The 16,386-nt window shown below is 43.5% G+C and carries 15 protein-coding genes and 2 pseudogenes; 13 read left to right on the top strand and 4 right to left on the bottom strand.

Annotated elements, in window-relative coordinates; genetic code table 11:
• The first annotated feature begins 405 nt into the window (after positions 1 to 405).
• The 7 genes and pseudogenes from D7X94_RS02010 to D7X94_RS01980 all read left to right on the top strand — a co-directional run.
• A complete protein-coding gene (locus tag D7X94_RS02010) occupies positions 406 to 1,080 on the top strand; it encodes a response regulator transcription factor (RefSeq protein WP_120426030.1) in 675 nt (224 codons plus the stop codon).
• Positions 1,061 to 2,428 (top strand): sensor histidine kinase, encoded by a 1,368-nt coding sequence (locus tag D7X94_RS02005; RefSeq protein ID WP_120426029.1) that lies wholly within the window; start codon positions 1,061 to 1,063, stop codon positions 2,426 to 2,428. The genes D7X94_RS02010 and D7X94_RS02005 overlap by 20 nt, the downstream gene beginning before the upstream one ends.
• 137 nt (positions 2,429 to 2,565) lie before the next feature.
• Complete coding sequence (locus D7X94_RS02000; protein WP_120426028.1) at positions 2,566 to 3,945, top strand: ABC transporter permease; 1,380 nt, start codon at positions 2,566 to 2,568, stop codon at positions 3,943 to 3,945.
• Between the two features lie 14 nt (positions 3,946 to 3,959).
• Entirely contained in the window at positions 3,960 to 5,261 is a 1,302-nt protein-coding gene (locus D7X94_RS01995; RefSeq protein ID WP_120426027.1) for an ABC transporter permease, read from the top strand.
• A 14-nt stretch (positions 5,262 to 5,275) separates the two neighbouring features.
• A complete protein-coding gene (locus D7X94_RS01990) occupies positions 5,276 to 5,911 on the top strand; it encodes an ATP-binding cassette domain-containing protein (RefSeq protein WP_120426026.1) in 636 nt (211 codons plus the stop codon).
• A 67-nt stretch (positions 5,912 to 5,978) separates the two neighbouring features.
• A complete protein-coding gene (locus D7X94_RS01985; RefSeq protein ID WP_243111127.1) occupies positions 5,979 to 6,443 on the top strand; it encodes a winged helix-turn-helix domain-containing protein in 465 nt (154 codons plus the stop codon).
• Between the two features lie 252 nt (positions 6,444 to 6,695).
• Positions 6,696 to 6,785: pseudogene (locus D7X94_RS01980) on the top strand (cysteine-rich VLP protein); the annotation flags it as partial.
• Here D7X94_RS01980 and D7X94_RS19755 read toward each other — a convergent pair.
• From D7X94_RS19755 to D7X94_RS01965, 4 genes and pseudogenes are all read right to left on the bottom strand, one after another.
• Positions 6,784 to 6,873: pseudogene (locus tag D7X94_RS19755) on the bottom strand (recombinase family protein); the annotation flags it as partial. The pseudogenes D7X94_RS01980 and D7X94_RS19755 overlap by 2 nt on opposite strands.
• A gap of 90 nt (positions 6,874 to 6,963) precedes the next feature.
• Positions 6,964 to 7,209 carry a hypothetical protein gene (locus D7X94_RS01975; protein WP_066534767.1) on the bottom strand — a complete coding sequence of 82 codons (246 nt, stop codon included), beginning with the start codon at positions 7,207 to 7,209 and terminating at the stop codon, positions 6,964 to 6,966.
• Positions 7,196 to 7,561 carry a replication initiator protein A gene (locus D7X94_RS01970; protein WP_066534764.1) on the bottom strand — a complete coding sequence of 122 codons (366 nt, stop codon included), beginning with the start codon at positions 7,559 to 7,561 and terminating at the stop codon, positions 7,196 to 7,198. Before D7X94_RS01970 ends, D7X94_RS01975 begins: the two co-directional genes overlap by 14 nt.
• A gap of 374 nt (positions 7,562 to 7,935) precedes the next feature.
• Positions 7,936 to 8,244 (bottom strand): cysteine-rich VLP protein, encoded by a 309-nt coding sequence (locus tag D7X94_RS01965; protein ID WP_120426249.1) that lies wholly within the window; start codon positions 8,242 to 8,244, stop codon positions 7,936 to 7,938.
• 76 nt (positions 8,245 to 8,320) lie between these two features.
• On the opposite strand from D7X94_RS01965, the gene D7X94_RS18935 reads away from it, so the two are divergent.
• The 6 genes from D7X94_RS18935 to D7X94_RS01935 all read left to right on the top strand — a co-directional run bounded on the left by D7X94_RS18935 (position 8,321) and on the right by D7X94_RS01935 (position 16,274).
• Positions 8,321 to 8,536, top strand: coding sequence for a hypothetical protein (locus D7X94_RS18935; RefSeq protein ID WP_243111126.1), 216 nt, complete (start codon positions 8,321 to 8,323; stop codon positions 8,534 to 8,536).
• 134 nt (positions 8,537 to 8,670) lie between these two features.
• Positions 8,671 to 9,057: a TnpV protein gene (locus D7X94_RS01955; protein ID WP_120426024.1), complete on the top strand. Its 387-nt coding sequence runs from the start codon at positions 8,671 to 8,673 to the stop codon at positions 9,055 to 9,057.
• 294 nt (positions 9,058 to 9,351) lie between these two features.
• A complete protein-coding gene (gene tcmP / locus D7X94_RS01950; RefSeq protein ID WP_120426023.1) occupies positions 9,352 to 10,500 on the top strand; it encodes a three-Cys-motif partner protein TcmP in 1,149 nt (382 codons plus the stop codon).
• Entirely contained in the window at positions 10,497 to 11,273 is a 777-nt protein-coding gene (locus D7X94_RS01945) for a radical SAM protein (protein ID WP_120426022.1), read from the top strand. Before tcmP ends, D7X94_RS01945 begins: the two co-directional genes overlap by 4 nt.
• A gap of 10 nt (positions 11,274 to 11,283) precedes the next feature.
• Positions 11,284 to 13,407 (top strand): site-specific DNA-methyltransferase, encoded by a 2,124-nt coding sequence (locus D7X94_RS01940; protein WP_120426021.1) that lies wholly within the window; start codon positions 11,284 to 11,286, stop codon positions 13,405 to 13,407.
• 2 nt (positions 13,408 to 13,409) lie between these two features.
• Entirely contained in the window at positions 13,410 to 16,274 is a 2,865-nt protein-coding gene (locus D7X94_RS01935; RefSeq protein WP_120426020.1) for a DEAD/DEAH box helicase, read from the top strand.
• Positions 16,275 to 16,386 lie beyond the last annotated feature (112 nt).

Here is a 16,386-nt window from a genome sequence, read left to right as displayed (position 1 = left end):
AGGAAATATTGCAAAATTTGTGACGAATGCCAGGTAAACGGAAAAAGAATAACTGCTATGCAAAAGGGTTATCCGATTGCATAGCAGTTTTCTTTTGTCTTTCTATTTAGTTTTTGATTTCCAGCGTTCCAACGGAACGCGCAGCCATCACCGCAGGTGATGATCTCAGGGGTTGGGGGACATGTCACCAACAAGCATTTAGCAGAAATTCCGGGGACGGGATTTCTGTTAAATACGCAATCTTACGGAAGATTGCATTGCTTGCGAACTGTATCGTGAATTCCTGTTAACCGCTAATTGTAAAATCTATTGCTATTATTCATTTAAATGTCTATAATAAGAAAATCGAAAAAACTAATCAAAAACTAACCAAGCCTTAGTATAATCAAATTGGAGGTTTCAGATATGGCAAAGACAATACTGATTATTGAAGATGAAATTGCAATACAAAACATCTTAGCCGAGCCACTTAGGGCTTGCGGCTATAAAGTTGTGACCGCATCGGATGGTCTGGAGGGTATCAATACTTTTCATACCCACCATATAGACCTTATCCTTTTGGATATTATGTTACCGAAAATCAACGGATATGCTGTTTGCGAAATGGTACGACAAGAAGCACAGACACCAATTATCCTTTTGACTGCCTTTGATACAGAGGATGACCAGATAAAAGGTTTTGATTTATTGGCAGATGACTATATCACAAAGCCCTTTTCTATCAAACTGGTACTAAAGCGTGTGGAAGCATTGCTTAGAAGAACAGAAACAACGGATATGGGTACAGACATTATCCGATATAAGGAACTTCAGATAAGTGCCAAGCAAAGGCAAGTTCTTGTAGCAGGTGCAGAGGTCATTCTTACGCAATCCGAGTTTGATATTTTACTCTTGTTCCTTAAAAATCAAGGACGAGTATTCACAAGAGATGAGCTGCTCAACCTTGTGTGGGGATATGAATTTATCGGCGAGGGAAAAAGTGTCAACTTCCACATTATGAATTTGCGAAAAAAGTTAGGCGTGGATTACATAGAAACTGTCAGAGGGGTGGGATACAAAATTGCGAAAGAAAATCAGTAACTCACTAAGTGCAAAAGTGTTCCTGTGGGTCTTTACCGCATTGACCTTGTGTAGCATTTTGATATACGGCATTGTCCTTATATTCGTGCCACAAAGTTATCAGCTCACAGGCAGCAAACAATTTGAAACCAATGCGGGAGCGTTGTTCTCTGCTCTGGAAAACAAAAACTATGAGGACGGAACAACTCTGATTACAAATTTCTGTATTGAAAACAATGCCGTGGCGATGTTAGGAAATGAAAAGAACAGCGTTACTTTCGGAGATTTTGACAACATTGGCGACGACCTGTCAACAGCACAGACCTATACAACAGATGTAACCTTTTCTGAAGATAAGGCAAGCTATACGCTTTCTGTTATTTCTCTTTCCAAAACGGCAAGTGAACTGTTCAGTCTGCTGCTCCGCTTTATTCCGTTAGTATTGACGGTCATTCTGCTTCTCTCTGCCCTAAGTGCTTTCATTTGCAGCCGAGTGATTGTTGCACCGATTGCAAAAATCAGTCAGATTTCCAAGCGAATGACTGAACTTGATATGACTTGGAGGTGTGATACAGACCGCAAGGACGAAATCGGCGTACTTTCTTCCAGTCTGAATACAATGGCGGCAAGGCTGCAAAGTACAATGGAAGAACTGGAAACGGCAAATCAGCAGCTAACCAAAGATGTTAAGAAATTTCAAAGGTTGGAGGAACAGCATAGGAATTTTTTTGCGGCTGTTTCCCACGAGCTGAAAACACCGTTGACTATTCTGAAAGGTCAGCTTGAGAATATGATATTAGGTTTTGGAGATTACCAGAACCACGACAAATATCTGCCGCAGGCACTAAAATCCGCTGAGGACATCGAATACTTAGTTAAAGAGATACTATCTATTACCAAAATGGAAACAATGAACATCGGCAGCTCTTTGGAAACACTTTCTTTAGCTGATATGGTAAGTAAAGTAGTTACGGAGTTGCAGCCTTTGGCGACTGAAAAAGACATTGCTATTTTTCAGAATATCTCCGAAGATATAAGTGTGTCAGTCAACTGCAACCTGTTCGGTAAGGCGTTATCCAACATCATCGGCAACGCCATCCGTCACTCTAAAGCAGATGCTAAGGTTTATGTAGATTATGACATGGATACGCACATTTTGGTTGTAGAAAATACAGGCGTATTTTTAGACGAGGATAATTTGGAAAATATGTTTACGCCGTTTTATAGGGCGGACAAATCCCGCAGCAAAGCCACAGGCGGAAGCGGTCTGGGTTTATACATTGTAAAAACTATTCTTGACCTACACGGAATGGAATACAAAATTTCGAATACCGACAACGGTGTTGCGTTCTATCTGAAATTAAATTAAAATCATCTTCTAAGGAAGCCGTCAGTTATCTGGCGGCTCCTTTGCATCTCTAAAAACGAATGAAACGCATACCAAATGCTAACCAAAAACTAATCAAAAAAAGATATGATTGTCAGCAGAAAGGAGATGAAGCCTAAATGGATTATAAAAGGCGGGCAGGTCTGTATCTGCTCCGCAAAAAAGGAAATGCCATCAGTATCTTTCTGCTCATACTGGTCGTTTCGACCTTTCTCATTTCCTGTTTTACGCTTCTTACCGCCTCCGAGAAATTAGCGAGCGACATTCGAGGAGCTTTAGGAGCTGCCTTTTATCTAAGGGCAAGTACAGGCGTCGTATCAGATGAAAACGGCGAAATGACAGTTACGGAAAATCATATCCGTATTACTGATAATGAGATAAAGCAGATACAAAGTTGTGGCGATATTGCATACCACAATCCTATCAATTATGGATATGCCAAGGGCGAACAACTTGCTCAAGGCAATCCCATTACTTTTATCCACGGAGAGAAACACACTGAGGATAACAATATGGGAGCAGTTACAGCACTTTGCTACTCTGCATTGGAAACAGATTTTGTAGACGAGGTACTGGCTCTTGCCGCAGGCAGACACATTACTGAAGCAGATACAAACGCCGTTTTGATAAGCTCTGAGGTGGCGGCTGTAAATGGCTTGTCTGTTGGAGATAAAATTGTCCTGTCATCGTCCGAACTTGGAGAAGCTGACGGCGAGTACATTGATGTGTGGTCTGGGGAAAGAAAAGAGGCAGGTGTAACGATTGTCGGAATATACGATATTCTGGAAGCTGATGCGAATGTAACAGCAACCGCAGGCAGACAAGAAAATCGTATTTACGCAAGTATTGATGTTTTGACACAGCTTGCCGCAAGCGAGCCGTCTGTTTATACAGGCGAGGTTGGTTTTTATGTGACCGACCCTAAGACACTGGATGAGATTGTATCTAAGGTGCAGCAGATAGAGGAAATTGATTGGAAAACACATTTTATCCGCACTAACGATTTTCAGTATTCCAAAATTGCCGATAGTCTTGCTTCTTTAGGGGATTTAATAAAAATCCTGTTGGCGTGTGTTTCCATAGTGAGTGCCGCTATTTTGACTTTGATTTTAACTTTGCGTATCAGAGGTCGCATACCAGAAGCAGGCATCCTTTTAGGAGCAGGTATCCCAAAGGGGGAAATCATAAAGCAATTTCTGTTAGAGGTACTGTTTGTCGCTGCCGCCGCCTTTCTGTTCTCTTATGCTGTGAGCTTTAAAATAAGCCATAACTTAGGTAATTATCTGCTTGCAGATTTTCAGCCTAATCTTATAAGCAGTGCGGTATTGCAAAGCGGAATAAGCGATGCAGTAAATATCGACAGTTATCTCACTCTGGGTATTGGAAAAACTCTGCTGATATATGAAGGCCAGCTTATCGTAGTTGTGCTTTCTGTACTGCTCTCATCGGCTTCTATCTTGAAGCTGAAACCAAGAGAGATACTGACAAAAATGAGCTAAGGAGGATATGCATAATGAATTTTGTAAATAGAGCTTTTCTTTACTGCATTAGGCAGAAAGTAAAGACATTGATTTTGTTTTTGGTATTAGCGATTATTTCGACCTTTCTTCTGACAGGTTTGGCAATCCGTGATGCATCCGAGGGAGCGACTGAGGATGTGCAGACAGCTATCGGCGGTAAATTATTTTTGGAAATTGACCCTACCAACCAATACGATTCGAGCCAAGACGGATACGGTATGACCTATACCTACAATGGCGATTACATTACCCCAGAGATTTTAGATGCCATTTCAAAGGTAGACGGCGTTGTAGATTATAACTCTGACAATCCGAGAGGATTTTGGGGAGCAGGTGTAGACTTTGAGTATTTACCTGCGGCATTTAATTTGAGCTACACCCCTTATGGAGAGTCGTCTGCTTATACGGCAGCTCTTTCCTCTGAAAAAAGTTCTGATTTTGAAAGCGGAAAATATAGCCTTGTGGATGGCAGGCACATCACTCCCGAGGATAAGTATGTTGTGATGATTTCAAAAGAGCTTGCGGATTACAATAAGCTGTCTGTGGGCGATATAATGACAATGTACTGTCTTGACTCTGACAGCAATGTGAAGCTTGAAATCATTGGTATTTTTGATGGTACGGAGGGTACTTCTGGAAACGGAGGTTTTTCTGTATCGGACATACCAGCAAACTGCGGCTATGTGGACTACACGACAATGTTTGAAAACTTTGGTCGTAAGATAGATGGTTATACACAGATTGATATTTATGTGGAAGACCCTGTAAGCATCCAAAATGTCTATGATAAAGTAAAGAACTTGTCAGAGCTTCGTGGGAAATCCTTGAAACTCAGCATTGATACGGATGAATATGAGGTCGTACAAGCACCGCTTGAAACTTTGCAGAGCTTAGTAAACACTATCATCGTGATTATCGTGGTTGTAAGCTCTCTTGTACTGACACTTCTTTTAACTCTTTGGATTAGAGGGCGTAAAAAAGAGATTGGCGTTTACCTGTCTATCGGCAAGAGCAAGATGGGTATTATCGGACAATTTTTTGTGGAAACGGTGACTGTAGCGATTGTCGCCTTTGCAACTTCTGTTTTCTTTGGCGGTCTGATTGCAGGAAAAGCAAGTGAATTTCTGGTGTCCAGAGTAACAACAAGTGCAGCAACGCTTAATGTTGAAATTTCAGCGACATATCTGTTGCCTCTATACCTTATTGGTATTGCCATTATTGCCGCTTCGGTGGTACTTGCATCGTGGACGGTGTTCCGTTTGAAGCCGAGAGATATTCTTTCAAAGATGAGCTAAGGAGGTATAAAACGATGAGTATTATGGAAATAAAAGGAGTTCGCTACTCCTATGATAACAAGCGAAATGTGTTAAAAGGCGTGAGTGCCGAATTGGACGCAGGGAAAATGTACGCCATACTTGGACCGAGTGGTTGCGGAAAGACAACGCTGCTTTCCCTGCTTGGTGGGTTGGACAGTCCTCTTGAGGGTCAAATCCTTTTTGATGGACAAGACATTGAAATTACAGGTCTTGCGGCACATCGTAAAAATAATGTAGCCTTTATCTTTCAGAGCTACAATCTGATTGACTATCTAACACCAAAAGAGAATGTAGCTCTCACTTCAAAACTGCCGCCACAGCCTATTTTAGAGCGTGTGGGACTGACCGAAGAAGAAAGCAAACGAAATGTTCTGAAACTTTCTGGCGGTCAGCAACAGCGTGTAGCGATTGCCCGTGCGTTAGCTTCTGATGCAAAGGTCATCCTTGCCGATGAGCCGACAGGCAACCTTGATGAAGATACAGCAGCAGAAATCACGGCAATTTTGAAAGAATGTGCCCATCAGATGAATAAATGCGTGGTTATCGTCACGCACTCCAATGAGCTTGCAAAGCAGGCAGATGTTATCTTTCGATTGAAGAAAGGTGACTTGCAGGTCGCAGGAAATTAGAGGGTAAGCAACGAAATATTCAGAATGAACAGGAGGGGGGTAACATGGGAAATTAGTTGTATTAGATATATCCGAATCCGGCAGACAGATTGGTGAGAAGTTATTTGCGGTTCTTAATGCTGGAAGAAAAAAAGAACTGACTGAATTTGTCCGGGAATATGAGGGAAACTGTGTTCCACGTTTTCCTTCATACCTTCGTAGCAACAATCCATCATTAACTGAATTTCAGGAGGGCAACCTGTACGTATGCCTGGAGCAAAGGCTTGTACGGGTTCAGGATCAGACTGTCAATCTGACAGCTAAGGAGTTTGATATACTGGCATTGCTGATTCGAAATCCAAAGCGGGTGTTCACCTATGAGATGATTATTGATTTTGTGTGGAATGAGGATTATTCTTACTACTCACGAAAAGCTGTCAACAACCATATCAGCAATATGCGGAAGAAACTGAAAATCTCGCCGGATGTGTCCGATTATATCAAAAGCGTTGCTGGTGTCGGATATAAATTTGAATACCAGCCAAGTCCATAAAATCCGTTGCAGGAAAACCTGCGGCGGATTTTTTGTAAATAACTAAACACAGACGGCAATTTTTGAGGAGAAAATGAACGGATATATAGAGGGAATTTTGTTCTGTAGGGAGTGTTCATATGTTTCAAATCTGAATTTTTTGTGAATTTTTCAAGCTGCCCCCCACAATTTGCCCTAAAAATGTACTGAATATGTAGAGGGATACTTTTTCGTATGGAAGGAGGTGTTACTATCCATAAAAAGATTCCGGTCATGGACTATCGACAGTACCGCCGGATGCGGAAACTGGTGCATGAATGCTGTAACTATGACAACGGTAACTGTATCGCATTGGATAATGGTTAGTAATGGAATTGCTTTCTCCATCAAGCGCATCGTCCTGGCTCAGACGGCAGTATAAAGCTGTAATTTTATCTGGCTGCTGGTTCATAGTAGCTCCTTTCTTCCCGCAATCCGGGATAACAGCCCGGTAAACGGTTGCCTATATTATATCGCGTTGTTTCTCTTTTTTCAGCAGGTTTCATTCTGTTTCCTCCAAATTCCCGGCCATGATGCGGCGCAGCTTATCCAGCACGCTTTCCGCCCCTTCCTCCGCATAATGGGGAATCGTATGGTAGACGGTGTTTCCTTCAATTTCAATTAGTTCTTCCCTGCTGAATTCAAACTCAAAGATGCCGTTCTTGAAATGCTCCGCCACCCGCTCGGCAATTTCCGGCTTCAAATATTTAGGAAGTTCGTTCATATCTGCAGGTTTACACAATCGCATCTCCCTCCTTCCTTGCAGGCAAAATATTCAGCGTAATGACCGCCGGACGGCCAAGCCCTTGTTTCCAGCGGACAATCAGGCCGCTGCGCTCCAGTTCCTGAAAAGCCCTTGTCACCACCTGGCGGCTACGGTGCAGTTTTTCCTTTGCTTCTTCCACTGTAAAATAAAGACGGATCCGGCCGTTCGGGTCTATGTAGCCGTTCTCCCTGGAAATGCCTGCCCGGTCAAAGAGCAGGGCGTACAGAACCTTTGCATCATTGGATAAATCCAATGGTATCAGAAAACGTGGAAAGGGCAGATAGGGCGGTACGCCGCTGTCCTCCTTGTAAGGTATCAAAAAATGTTTTTGCATAGCACACTCCCTTCCATCAATCCATCCCCTTAGATTGATTTGATTGATATTGACTATTTTGTTATTAACTTCTTTTCTTTTATTTCCGTCTAAATATGGGCTGCCAGAAAGGTCTGGAAATCCAGCGTCTGAAAGAGAGGGACAGGGTTGTCTGGAACGTCAGGTTTTCCAGTCTCTGAAAATCCAGTATTGGCAAATCCCATACAGGCAGGATATGTAATAAACCGATAAACCGGCAGAATAGAAACCGCACCTAAATGGGATTTTCCAATTTAGGTGAAAATCCTTCTGCGGACGGTTAAAAGCAGGTTTATGAGGGGCGCAGGAGATTTATCCCTCACGCCCATTGACAGCAGCTTAAAACAGCAGTAAATTCAATGCTTTTTCGACTCTAATTGTCCGCATGCCAGCCGCCTTTTCCGGTCGCTGTCCGTTTTCTGCCGGCGGTGAACCTTCGCCGCACAGGACTTGCAGTATTTGGCCCGGTTAGAACCGGGGCGGAACGGCTGCCCGCAGACGGAACAGCGTTTTAACTCATCCCGGAATAAGAGCACCGTTTCCAGGGACTTGTCCAGCGGCAGGACAGCAGAGCGGAACCATTTGCAGAGAAGCGAATAGGATATACTCTGGACACATACACATTCCTCACCAAAAGGCTCTATTGTCCAAATATGCGGCAGCACACGGCTTTAGAAACACTATGTTTTTCGTGGACGACGGATTCTCAGGGCAAATTTTCAAAGGCCCGGGTTTTTGGAAATGATGAAATATGTGGAGGACTATTCAGTCTCCACCCTGATCGTCAAAGACCTGTCCCGTCTGGGCAGGGAATATTTCTATATGGGACGTTTACAGGATTTCATCTTTCCCGCTTATGATGTCCGCTTTATTGCCATCAATGATGATGTGGACAGCGCCAAGGGCGAGAATGATTTTGCTGTATTCAAGAATGTTTTTAATGACACCCTCTCATAAAGAATGACATTACATGCAGGACATAGCATCCCTGTTACCTCCGACAAAGTTGATTTGTACCACAGACAGAAACAACTTTATGCCAAACATCGTATTAACGGTAGCGGCTACCGAAAATAACGGAGGAAAACACAATGAACGAATTAAAACCGAGAATCCATGATGAAGCGAGTGGACTTGATTATGTCCTTGTCGGGGACTACTACATTCCGGCTATCGAGCTTTCAGAGGACGATGACCGTCCCATCGGGAAATGGGGGTGGATGCACAAGGCGTATATGGAAAAAACAAATCCTCTCCTGCTCAATCATCTAATCTTGACGGGCAAGCTACACACCTATCTTGCCGACCTGAACGAACAGGTACAGGAGCGTTATCGGCTTATCATCCAGCAGATGGCAACCACCGAGGGCGTGACGGAGGATTTGAAGCGCCAATCGCAATGGGAATGGGTCAGAGCCATGAACAGTATTGTGAACCGTGCAGAGGAAATCATCAAGAGCGAGATGAGTAACGTTTGATAGGTTCAAAACTCTGGCAAATGCGCCAACAGGAGACCATGAACACCAGGGGGAGACTTGTTATAAGGCAAGGCTCCCTCTGGCGTTTTATGCGTTACAAATGGGTAGAATATCTGAAAACATGAGGAAAATTGCTGGGGGTTCTGGAAATCAGTCGTGTTATGTGGTATAGTAGATTATAGAAGTGTTTGTTAATTTAAGTACGGGTAAGCGTCTTTGGCCGATTGATGCTGAAATAGCATGGTGGATTTGATTTTGATATTGTGAAATCAAATGAAGAATGTGAGGGAGTTTATGTCAAGCAGTAACAATAGTAAAATAATAAGTAAGGCAAGTCCTCACACCATCATGAAATTCAAACTGGTAGAGGAGTACATAAAAGCTTGGGCGCAAAAGCTGATGCTAAATAGTTCCTGCTATGGATTGGTGTTTATCGACTGTATGTGTAATAGCGGCGTTTATACACATAATGGGGAAGTTGTCGAAGGGACGCCTGTTCGGGTTGCTAAGGCGCTTCTTGATGTTGCCCGCACCTATCCGCAGAAACAGATCCAGATATATTTGAATGATAATTCTCAAGAGAAAGTGGACGAACTTAAAAAACATCTTCCCGCTGACGAAGGGAATTTTAGAATCATCGCAACTGCCAAAGATCGGGATGAACTATTAGAGACGATAGGTCCTCAGTTGTATGGTCGTCAGCATCTGCACTATTTTCTGTTTTACGATCCGTATGATGCATCTATCAACTGGCCTGTGCTTATCCCGTTTTTAAGAAATTGGGGCGAGGTCATGATTAACCACATGGTCTCGGATACAGTACGAGCAATTTCGCAGGTAAGGCGGGAAGCTGCGAAGGAAAAATATGAAAACACCTATCTCACTGACTTTGAGAAACTAATTCCATTTGGCAGCGACAAAGAGGCATATGAAGAACGGGTGGAAGAAATCATACAAGAGCTAAAAGGTCAACGCAGATATTTTGTGGGTGCATTTCCATTTTTCAATACGCAAAATTCACAGTTGTACAGTTTGATTCATTGTACCAGCCATATCGAAGGCTTCAAGCTATATAAACAGGTGGCATGGAAAACTTTCGGAGGAAAGTCCTCAACTAAAGACACGCACGGTGGTCAGTACCAGTTATCGTTTGATTTTGGCAATGAGGGTTTTCTTGTGCCTGCAACGGACGAGTCCTGCTTTTTTGTGACAGACATTGCAAAATATTTGCAAAAATCATTTTCTGGCCAGAAAAATGTGCCACTTGAGTCATTATGGCAGCTTTTGGATTATCATCCGATTTTTCCGTCTGACGGATTTAGACAGGAAATACGGAATGAACTGAAAAACACATATGGAGCGATATTCAGCACTGCCGTTGATTCCAAGGATGGAAAAAGGCACACTGTTGTTTCGTTTCAGAAAGGAACGCCCGCACTATGAGTAAAGTGACTGGCTATGTACAAAGAAAAACTATGCTTTACAAAACGGGCGTGGAGTATGGCGATTATACAATGAATTTTGTGCTGGGCTGTTCTCATGGCTGCCTGTTCCCTTGCTACGCCTTTTTACAAAAAAAGCGTTTCGGGCAAATAAAAGACTATGAAGACTGGCGCAGTCCAAGGCTCGTATTGAACACGCTTGAACTCCTTGATAAAGAAATTCCGAGATTAAAGGGAAAGATTGTGTCCGTGCAGCTGTGTTTTACTACTGACCCGTTCATGTATGGATATCAGGAGATCGCAGACATGGCAATCGCATCAATCAAAAAGTTGAATGCTGCCGGAATCAAATGCACAGTGCTGACAAAAGGAATTCTTCCCATATCGCTGGCTGAACTTTCAGATGAAAATGAGTACGGCATAACACTCATCTCATTGGATGAAGAGTATAGAAAGAAGATGGAACCGGGGGCAGCACCCTATAAAGACCGGCTGGAAGCATTGAAAGCACTACATAATGCCGGATGCAAGACATGGATAAGCATGGAACCATATCCAACTCCAAATATGGCAGAGCAAGATTTACAAGAGTTGCTGGAGGCCGTTAGTTTCGTTGACCGAATTATTTTTGGAAGAACAAATTACAATAAGACCGCAAGTTCCTATGAGGAACACAAGGATTTTTATAACAAATGTGCAGCGAAGGTCATTTTCTTCTGTGAGGAACATGGCATTCAGTATCACATAAAGGAAAAGACGATTACTGAAGGATGAGGTGCAAGCTATGGCACTCTTACAGGATTTGATCCAGCAGATAGATGACCCGATACTCCGGGAGCGGATTCTGCAAGAAACTGATAAACTAATCGAGCAGAAAAAGTTCGGCCTTGTGTTTGAGGAACATCTGCCGGAATGTACACCGCTTTATAGTATGCCGATTCGAGTTGGCTCCAAGGTTGCTCTAAAAACCGGGTACGTCAGTGACATCTACACGGTTCTGCGCATTGATGGTGACAATACAATCTGTGATCGCAGAGAAACGCATGAGCAAAAAACCTTCAGGCTCGATGAGATTGTAGTTGTTGCGGAATTTGGTGAGCCAATTTACCCGACACTTACGCCGATTGATGCGGTCGAGAATGCACCAGACAGTGACCTTTGGCATACGCTGATTGAAGCCGACAATTACCACGCCCTTCAGTTACTGGAATATCTCTACGCCGGGAAAGTGGATTGCATCTATATTGACCCGCCCTACAACACGGGGGCGAAGGACTGGAAATACAATAATGATTATGTAGACGGAAACGATCAGTACCGACACAGTAAATGGCTGTCCATGATGGAGAAACGGTTACGATTGGCGAAAAAATTGCTTAATCCTACAGATTCGGTGTTAATCGCCACCATAGATGAAAAAGAATACCTGCACTTGGGTTGTCTGCTTGAGGAGATATTCAAAGAGGCAAAGATTCAGATGATTTCTGCAATGACCAATAAAAAAGGGTCCACAAGACCGGGGCAGTTTTCCAGGGCAGGTGAATACTTCTTTTATGTTTTCATGGGAAATCACACAATTGAACAGGTTAATGACAATATGTTATTGTCCAATGATGAGGATGATGAATCAGAACAGACTATAACAATATGGAATAGCTTACTCCGCCGAGGAACTGCAGCTCTCCGTTCTGACAGGCCAAATCTGTTTTATCCTATTTATGTGGATAAGGAAACTCATAAGATTTTGTATGTTGGAGATTCACTTGCTTTGGAAGAAAACCGCAACAACATTCCTTGGCCGTCAACGCTTCCCAGCAGTGCTGTTATCTGCTGGCCATTAAGAAAAAACAATGTTGAGGGGCGGTGGCAAGTAGGACAAGATACACTAAGGAAACGAATGGCGGAACATCGCGTTAAGGCTGGTCAGTTTAATGCGACTACTCAGCAATGCAGTATTGTCATGTTGAAAGACAAACAGATGGAACAAATTGAAAATGGCCTCTTAGAAATTCTCGGAACAGATGATTCTGGCGCTTATGTAGTAGCGCAAAAAACTGGGGATTTTGACTCAGTTCAAAATCCTCGGACAATATGGGTGCGGGATAGACATGATGCAAGTGTTTATGGCTCTACGATGCTACGGAATATTATTGGTGGTCAAAAATTCACTTTTCCAAAGTCACTTTATGCCGTACATGATTGTATAAATTTCTCATTGAAAAGTAAAACCCATGCTCTTATCCTTGACTTCTTTTCTGGTTCTGGCACTACCCTTCATGCTGTCAATCTTCTTAACGCCGAAGACGGTGGACATCGCCGTTGTATCATGGTCACAAATAATGAGGTCTCGGCAGATGAAGCAACGGCTCTAACCGCACAAGGCTACCAACCTGGGGACGAAGAATGGGAAAAACTCGGTATTGCCAGATATGTAAACTGGCCGCGCACAGTATGCAGTATTGAGGGGCATGATATAAACGGCAATCCTCTCAGTGGAAACTACTTTGGTAGCGATATTCCTATGTCAGATGGATTCAAGGCTAACGCCGCTTTTTTCAAACTTAGTTTTCTTGACAAGACATCTGTTGCGCTTGGAAAACAGTTTGCGGAGTTGCTGCCTGTTCTCTGGATGAAGGGTAGAGCAATTGGGAAATGTCCGGTTTTGAATACAGAGGAACTGCCGCCTATGTTGCTCCTACCAGAAAACAAGATGGCGGTTCTGATTGATGAAACTTTCTATTCCGAGTTTGATAATGAGATTCGCAAATACTCGGAGATTCAAACGATATTCATTGTGACGGATTCAGAGACGGCCTACCGTGAGATGATCCGCAACTATGACGGTAAGGACTGCTACCAGCTTTACAGGGATTATTTGGACAATTTCCGCATTAACACGGGGAGATAAACATGAAAGTAGAATTATTTCCATTTCAAAAACGGGCGCTTGTGGACATCCGCTTGAAAACAGCAGAAGCCCTCGGCAGCTACCATAGGACACACGCTCCGCAGGTGGTTTCCTTTACTGCACCCACGGGTGCGGGCAAAACAATTATCATGGCATCCTTGATTGAAAGTATTTTCTTTGGGGATGAATCCTATATGGAACAGCAGAACGCCATTGTGATTTGGCTGTCGGACTCGCCGCAACTGAATGAGCAGTCCAAACTGAAAATCGATGCCAAGGCAGATAGAATCCGCCTTGGGCGGTGTGTGACGGTCAGTGAGGATTCCTTTGATATGGAGTTGTTCGAGGACGGCCATATTTACTTCTTGAACACGCAGAAATTGTCAAAGACATCCAAACTCACAAAAAATGGAGATGGACGCACATACACGATTTGGCAGACCATCGCTAATACTGCAAGGGAAAAGAGTGACCGTCTCTATTTTATCATTGACGAAGCACATCGTGGGATGCAGGGCAGAGAAGCTGGCAAGGCAACGACCATCATGCAAAAATTCCTGAAAGGCAGTGAGGAAGATAAGATACCTCCGATGCCTCTGGTAATCGGGATGTCTGCCACCCCCCAGCGTTTTAATGTCTTGGTGGAGGGGACTTCCTCAACGATACACAAATCTATTGTCACAGCAGATGAGGTGCGGGCGTCAGGCCTGCTGAAAGACCGCATTGTGATTACCTACCCGGAAGAAAGTACCGTAAACAAGGATATGGCTATTCTACAAGCCGCCGCCGATGATTGGCAGGAAAAATGGCAACATTGGACACAGTATTGCCAAGAACAGCACTATGCCTATGTAAACCCTGTTTTTGTTATACAGGTACTGAACGGCAGCAATGGCAAACTTACAGATACGGATTTACAGGACTGCTTGCAGAAAATCGAGGAACGCACTGGTTTCCGCTTTGACGCTGGACAAGTTGTGCATACTTTCGGCGAAAAGGGAACAATTACGGTGGGCGGACTGGATGTGCGCTATGTGGAACCGTCAGATATCTCCGAGGATAGGAATATCCGTGTAGTATTTTTCAAGGAGAATCTTTCCACTGGATGGGACTGCCCAAGGGCAGAAACTATGATGTCCTTCAAGCACGCCAGCGATGCCACCTACATTGCACAGCTGCTCGGCAGAATGGTCAGAACACCGATGCAGATGCACATCACAGTAGATGAAGTGTTGAATGATGTTCATCTGTTTTTGCCGCACTTTAATGAGGATACGGTTAAGGATGTCGTAGATGCTTTGCAAAGTGCAGAGGGTGGCGATATACCAACAGATGTGTATGGGGAAACTCCCAATCAAAGGCGATACGATACCTTGACGGTCAGGCCTGGTAGAAAAAAGCCAAATAACAATATGCCTGGACAGCTTTCACTCGATATTTCGGGTGGCACAACAGAACAAGATGAAGCTACTACAACAGATTCCCAAAGTCAAGGCGGAACAGGTGCAGCAAAGCCTGTTAGTGAGATAAGCCCTCCAGCAGTGAATACAGCTGAGAGTTCCAGTTTTAGTTCAATGGTTGAATCTTCCGATATTCAAGCTACTGACGCTACATCAACAGCCGACAACGGGATATCGGCTCCAGTGGCAGAATCTTCTGCAGGCGAGAATGCAGATGAAGCAGATCAGGAAACCCCAGTTGATTTATTCGACCGCGAAGAGGTTATGAAATTCATCAATGACGCGGGTCTTCTCTCCTACAATGTTAGAGTTGTGCGAATTAACAACTACCTGACATCTCTCTTTAAAATGGCACACTTGCTTACTATGTCTGGTTTGCATCGCATGGCAATCAGAGAAGTACAATCCGAGATTGCGGATATGATTCACAACTATGTGGAAGATTTGAAAACCTGCGGAGAATACGATGACCTTGTGCTACAGGTCAAGCAGTTCAAGTTGGCAACACAGATTTTTGATGCATTCGGGGAAACTGTTGATAACTACTATGTGCATAACCTTTTCACAACTACAGACACAGATGTGGACAGGCAGTTTCGCATTGCGGAAAGTAAACTCGGCAATGAGGGTATCGGAAATATTTATGGCAACAAATATATAGATGAAGATGATCCCAATGGATTCAAGGTAGATGTCATTCTATTTGTCGCCGATGAAGACAGCATGAATAAACTGCACACCTATGCTCAGCAACGTTTCCACCGCTTGAACGATGATTATCGCCGTCATATTGCTACGAGCGTTGATGAGAAGATACGCAGACAATATGATACTATTGTATCTGACGGGGATGTGGTAAGCAAGCACAATTTCCGTTTACCGGAAACAATTCAGGTTCCACACGAAGCAGGCGGAAAAGCGTATCGAGATCATTTGTTTGTCAGCGATGCAACAGGAATCGCTATATTAAAGTTGAACACATGGGAAATCGGAACGCTTGAAGAAGAACAGGCGCAGGATGGCTTTGTCTGTTTTATTCGTAACCCCTCCAGAGGTGCATGGTCTCTTTGCATCCCTTACGAAATGGATGGGGAAATGAAGCCTGCATACCCAGACTTTATCATTGTGCGTAGAGACCCTGTTTCGAAATATGTCATTGATATTTTAGAACCTCACCGCGCAGACCTTGATGATAATCTTAGCAAGGCAAAAGGATTTGCAGAATATGCAAGACAAAATCCTGGACTTGGCAGAATCCAACTAATTCGCCAAATGAAACAGGCATCGGGAACTTATAAATACAAGCGACTGGACATGTCGAAAAGTGCTGTCAGGGATAAAGTTTCTCATGCACAAACCAGCGAGGAACTTAACCATCTCTTTGATACTGATGGATTCTTTGTATAATGAACGATGAAGTCAACTGTACCAGGTTGGCGGGAACGGTGGGTCGTGCGCTACTTTGCAAACCTGCAAATAGGTGTCAAGCCCCAAAATAAAAAAGTCAGCATAATTTTTG

Source organism: Acutalibacter sp. 1XD8-33 (assembly GCF_003612555.1).
Taxonomy (GTDB): domain Bacteria; phylum Bacillota; class Clostridia; order Oscillospirales; family Acutalibacteraceae; genus Acutalibacter.
The sequence above is the reverse complement of the archived record's forward strand: the minus strand, read 5'-3'. Positions and strand labels throughout refer to the sequence as shown.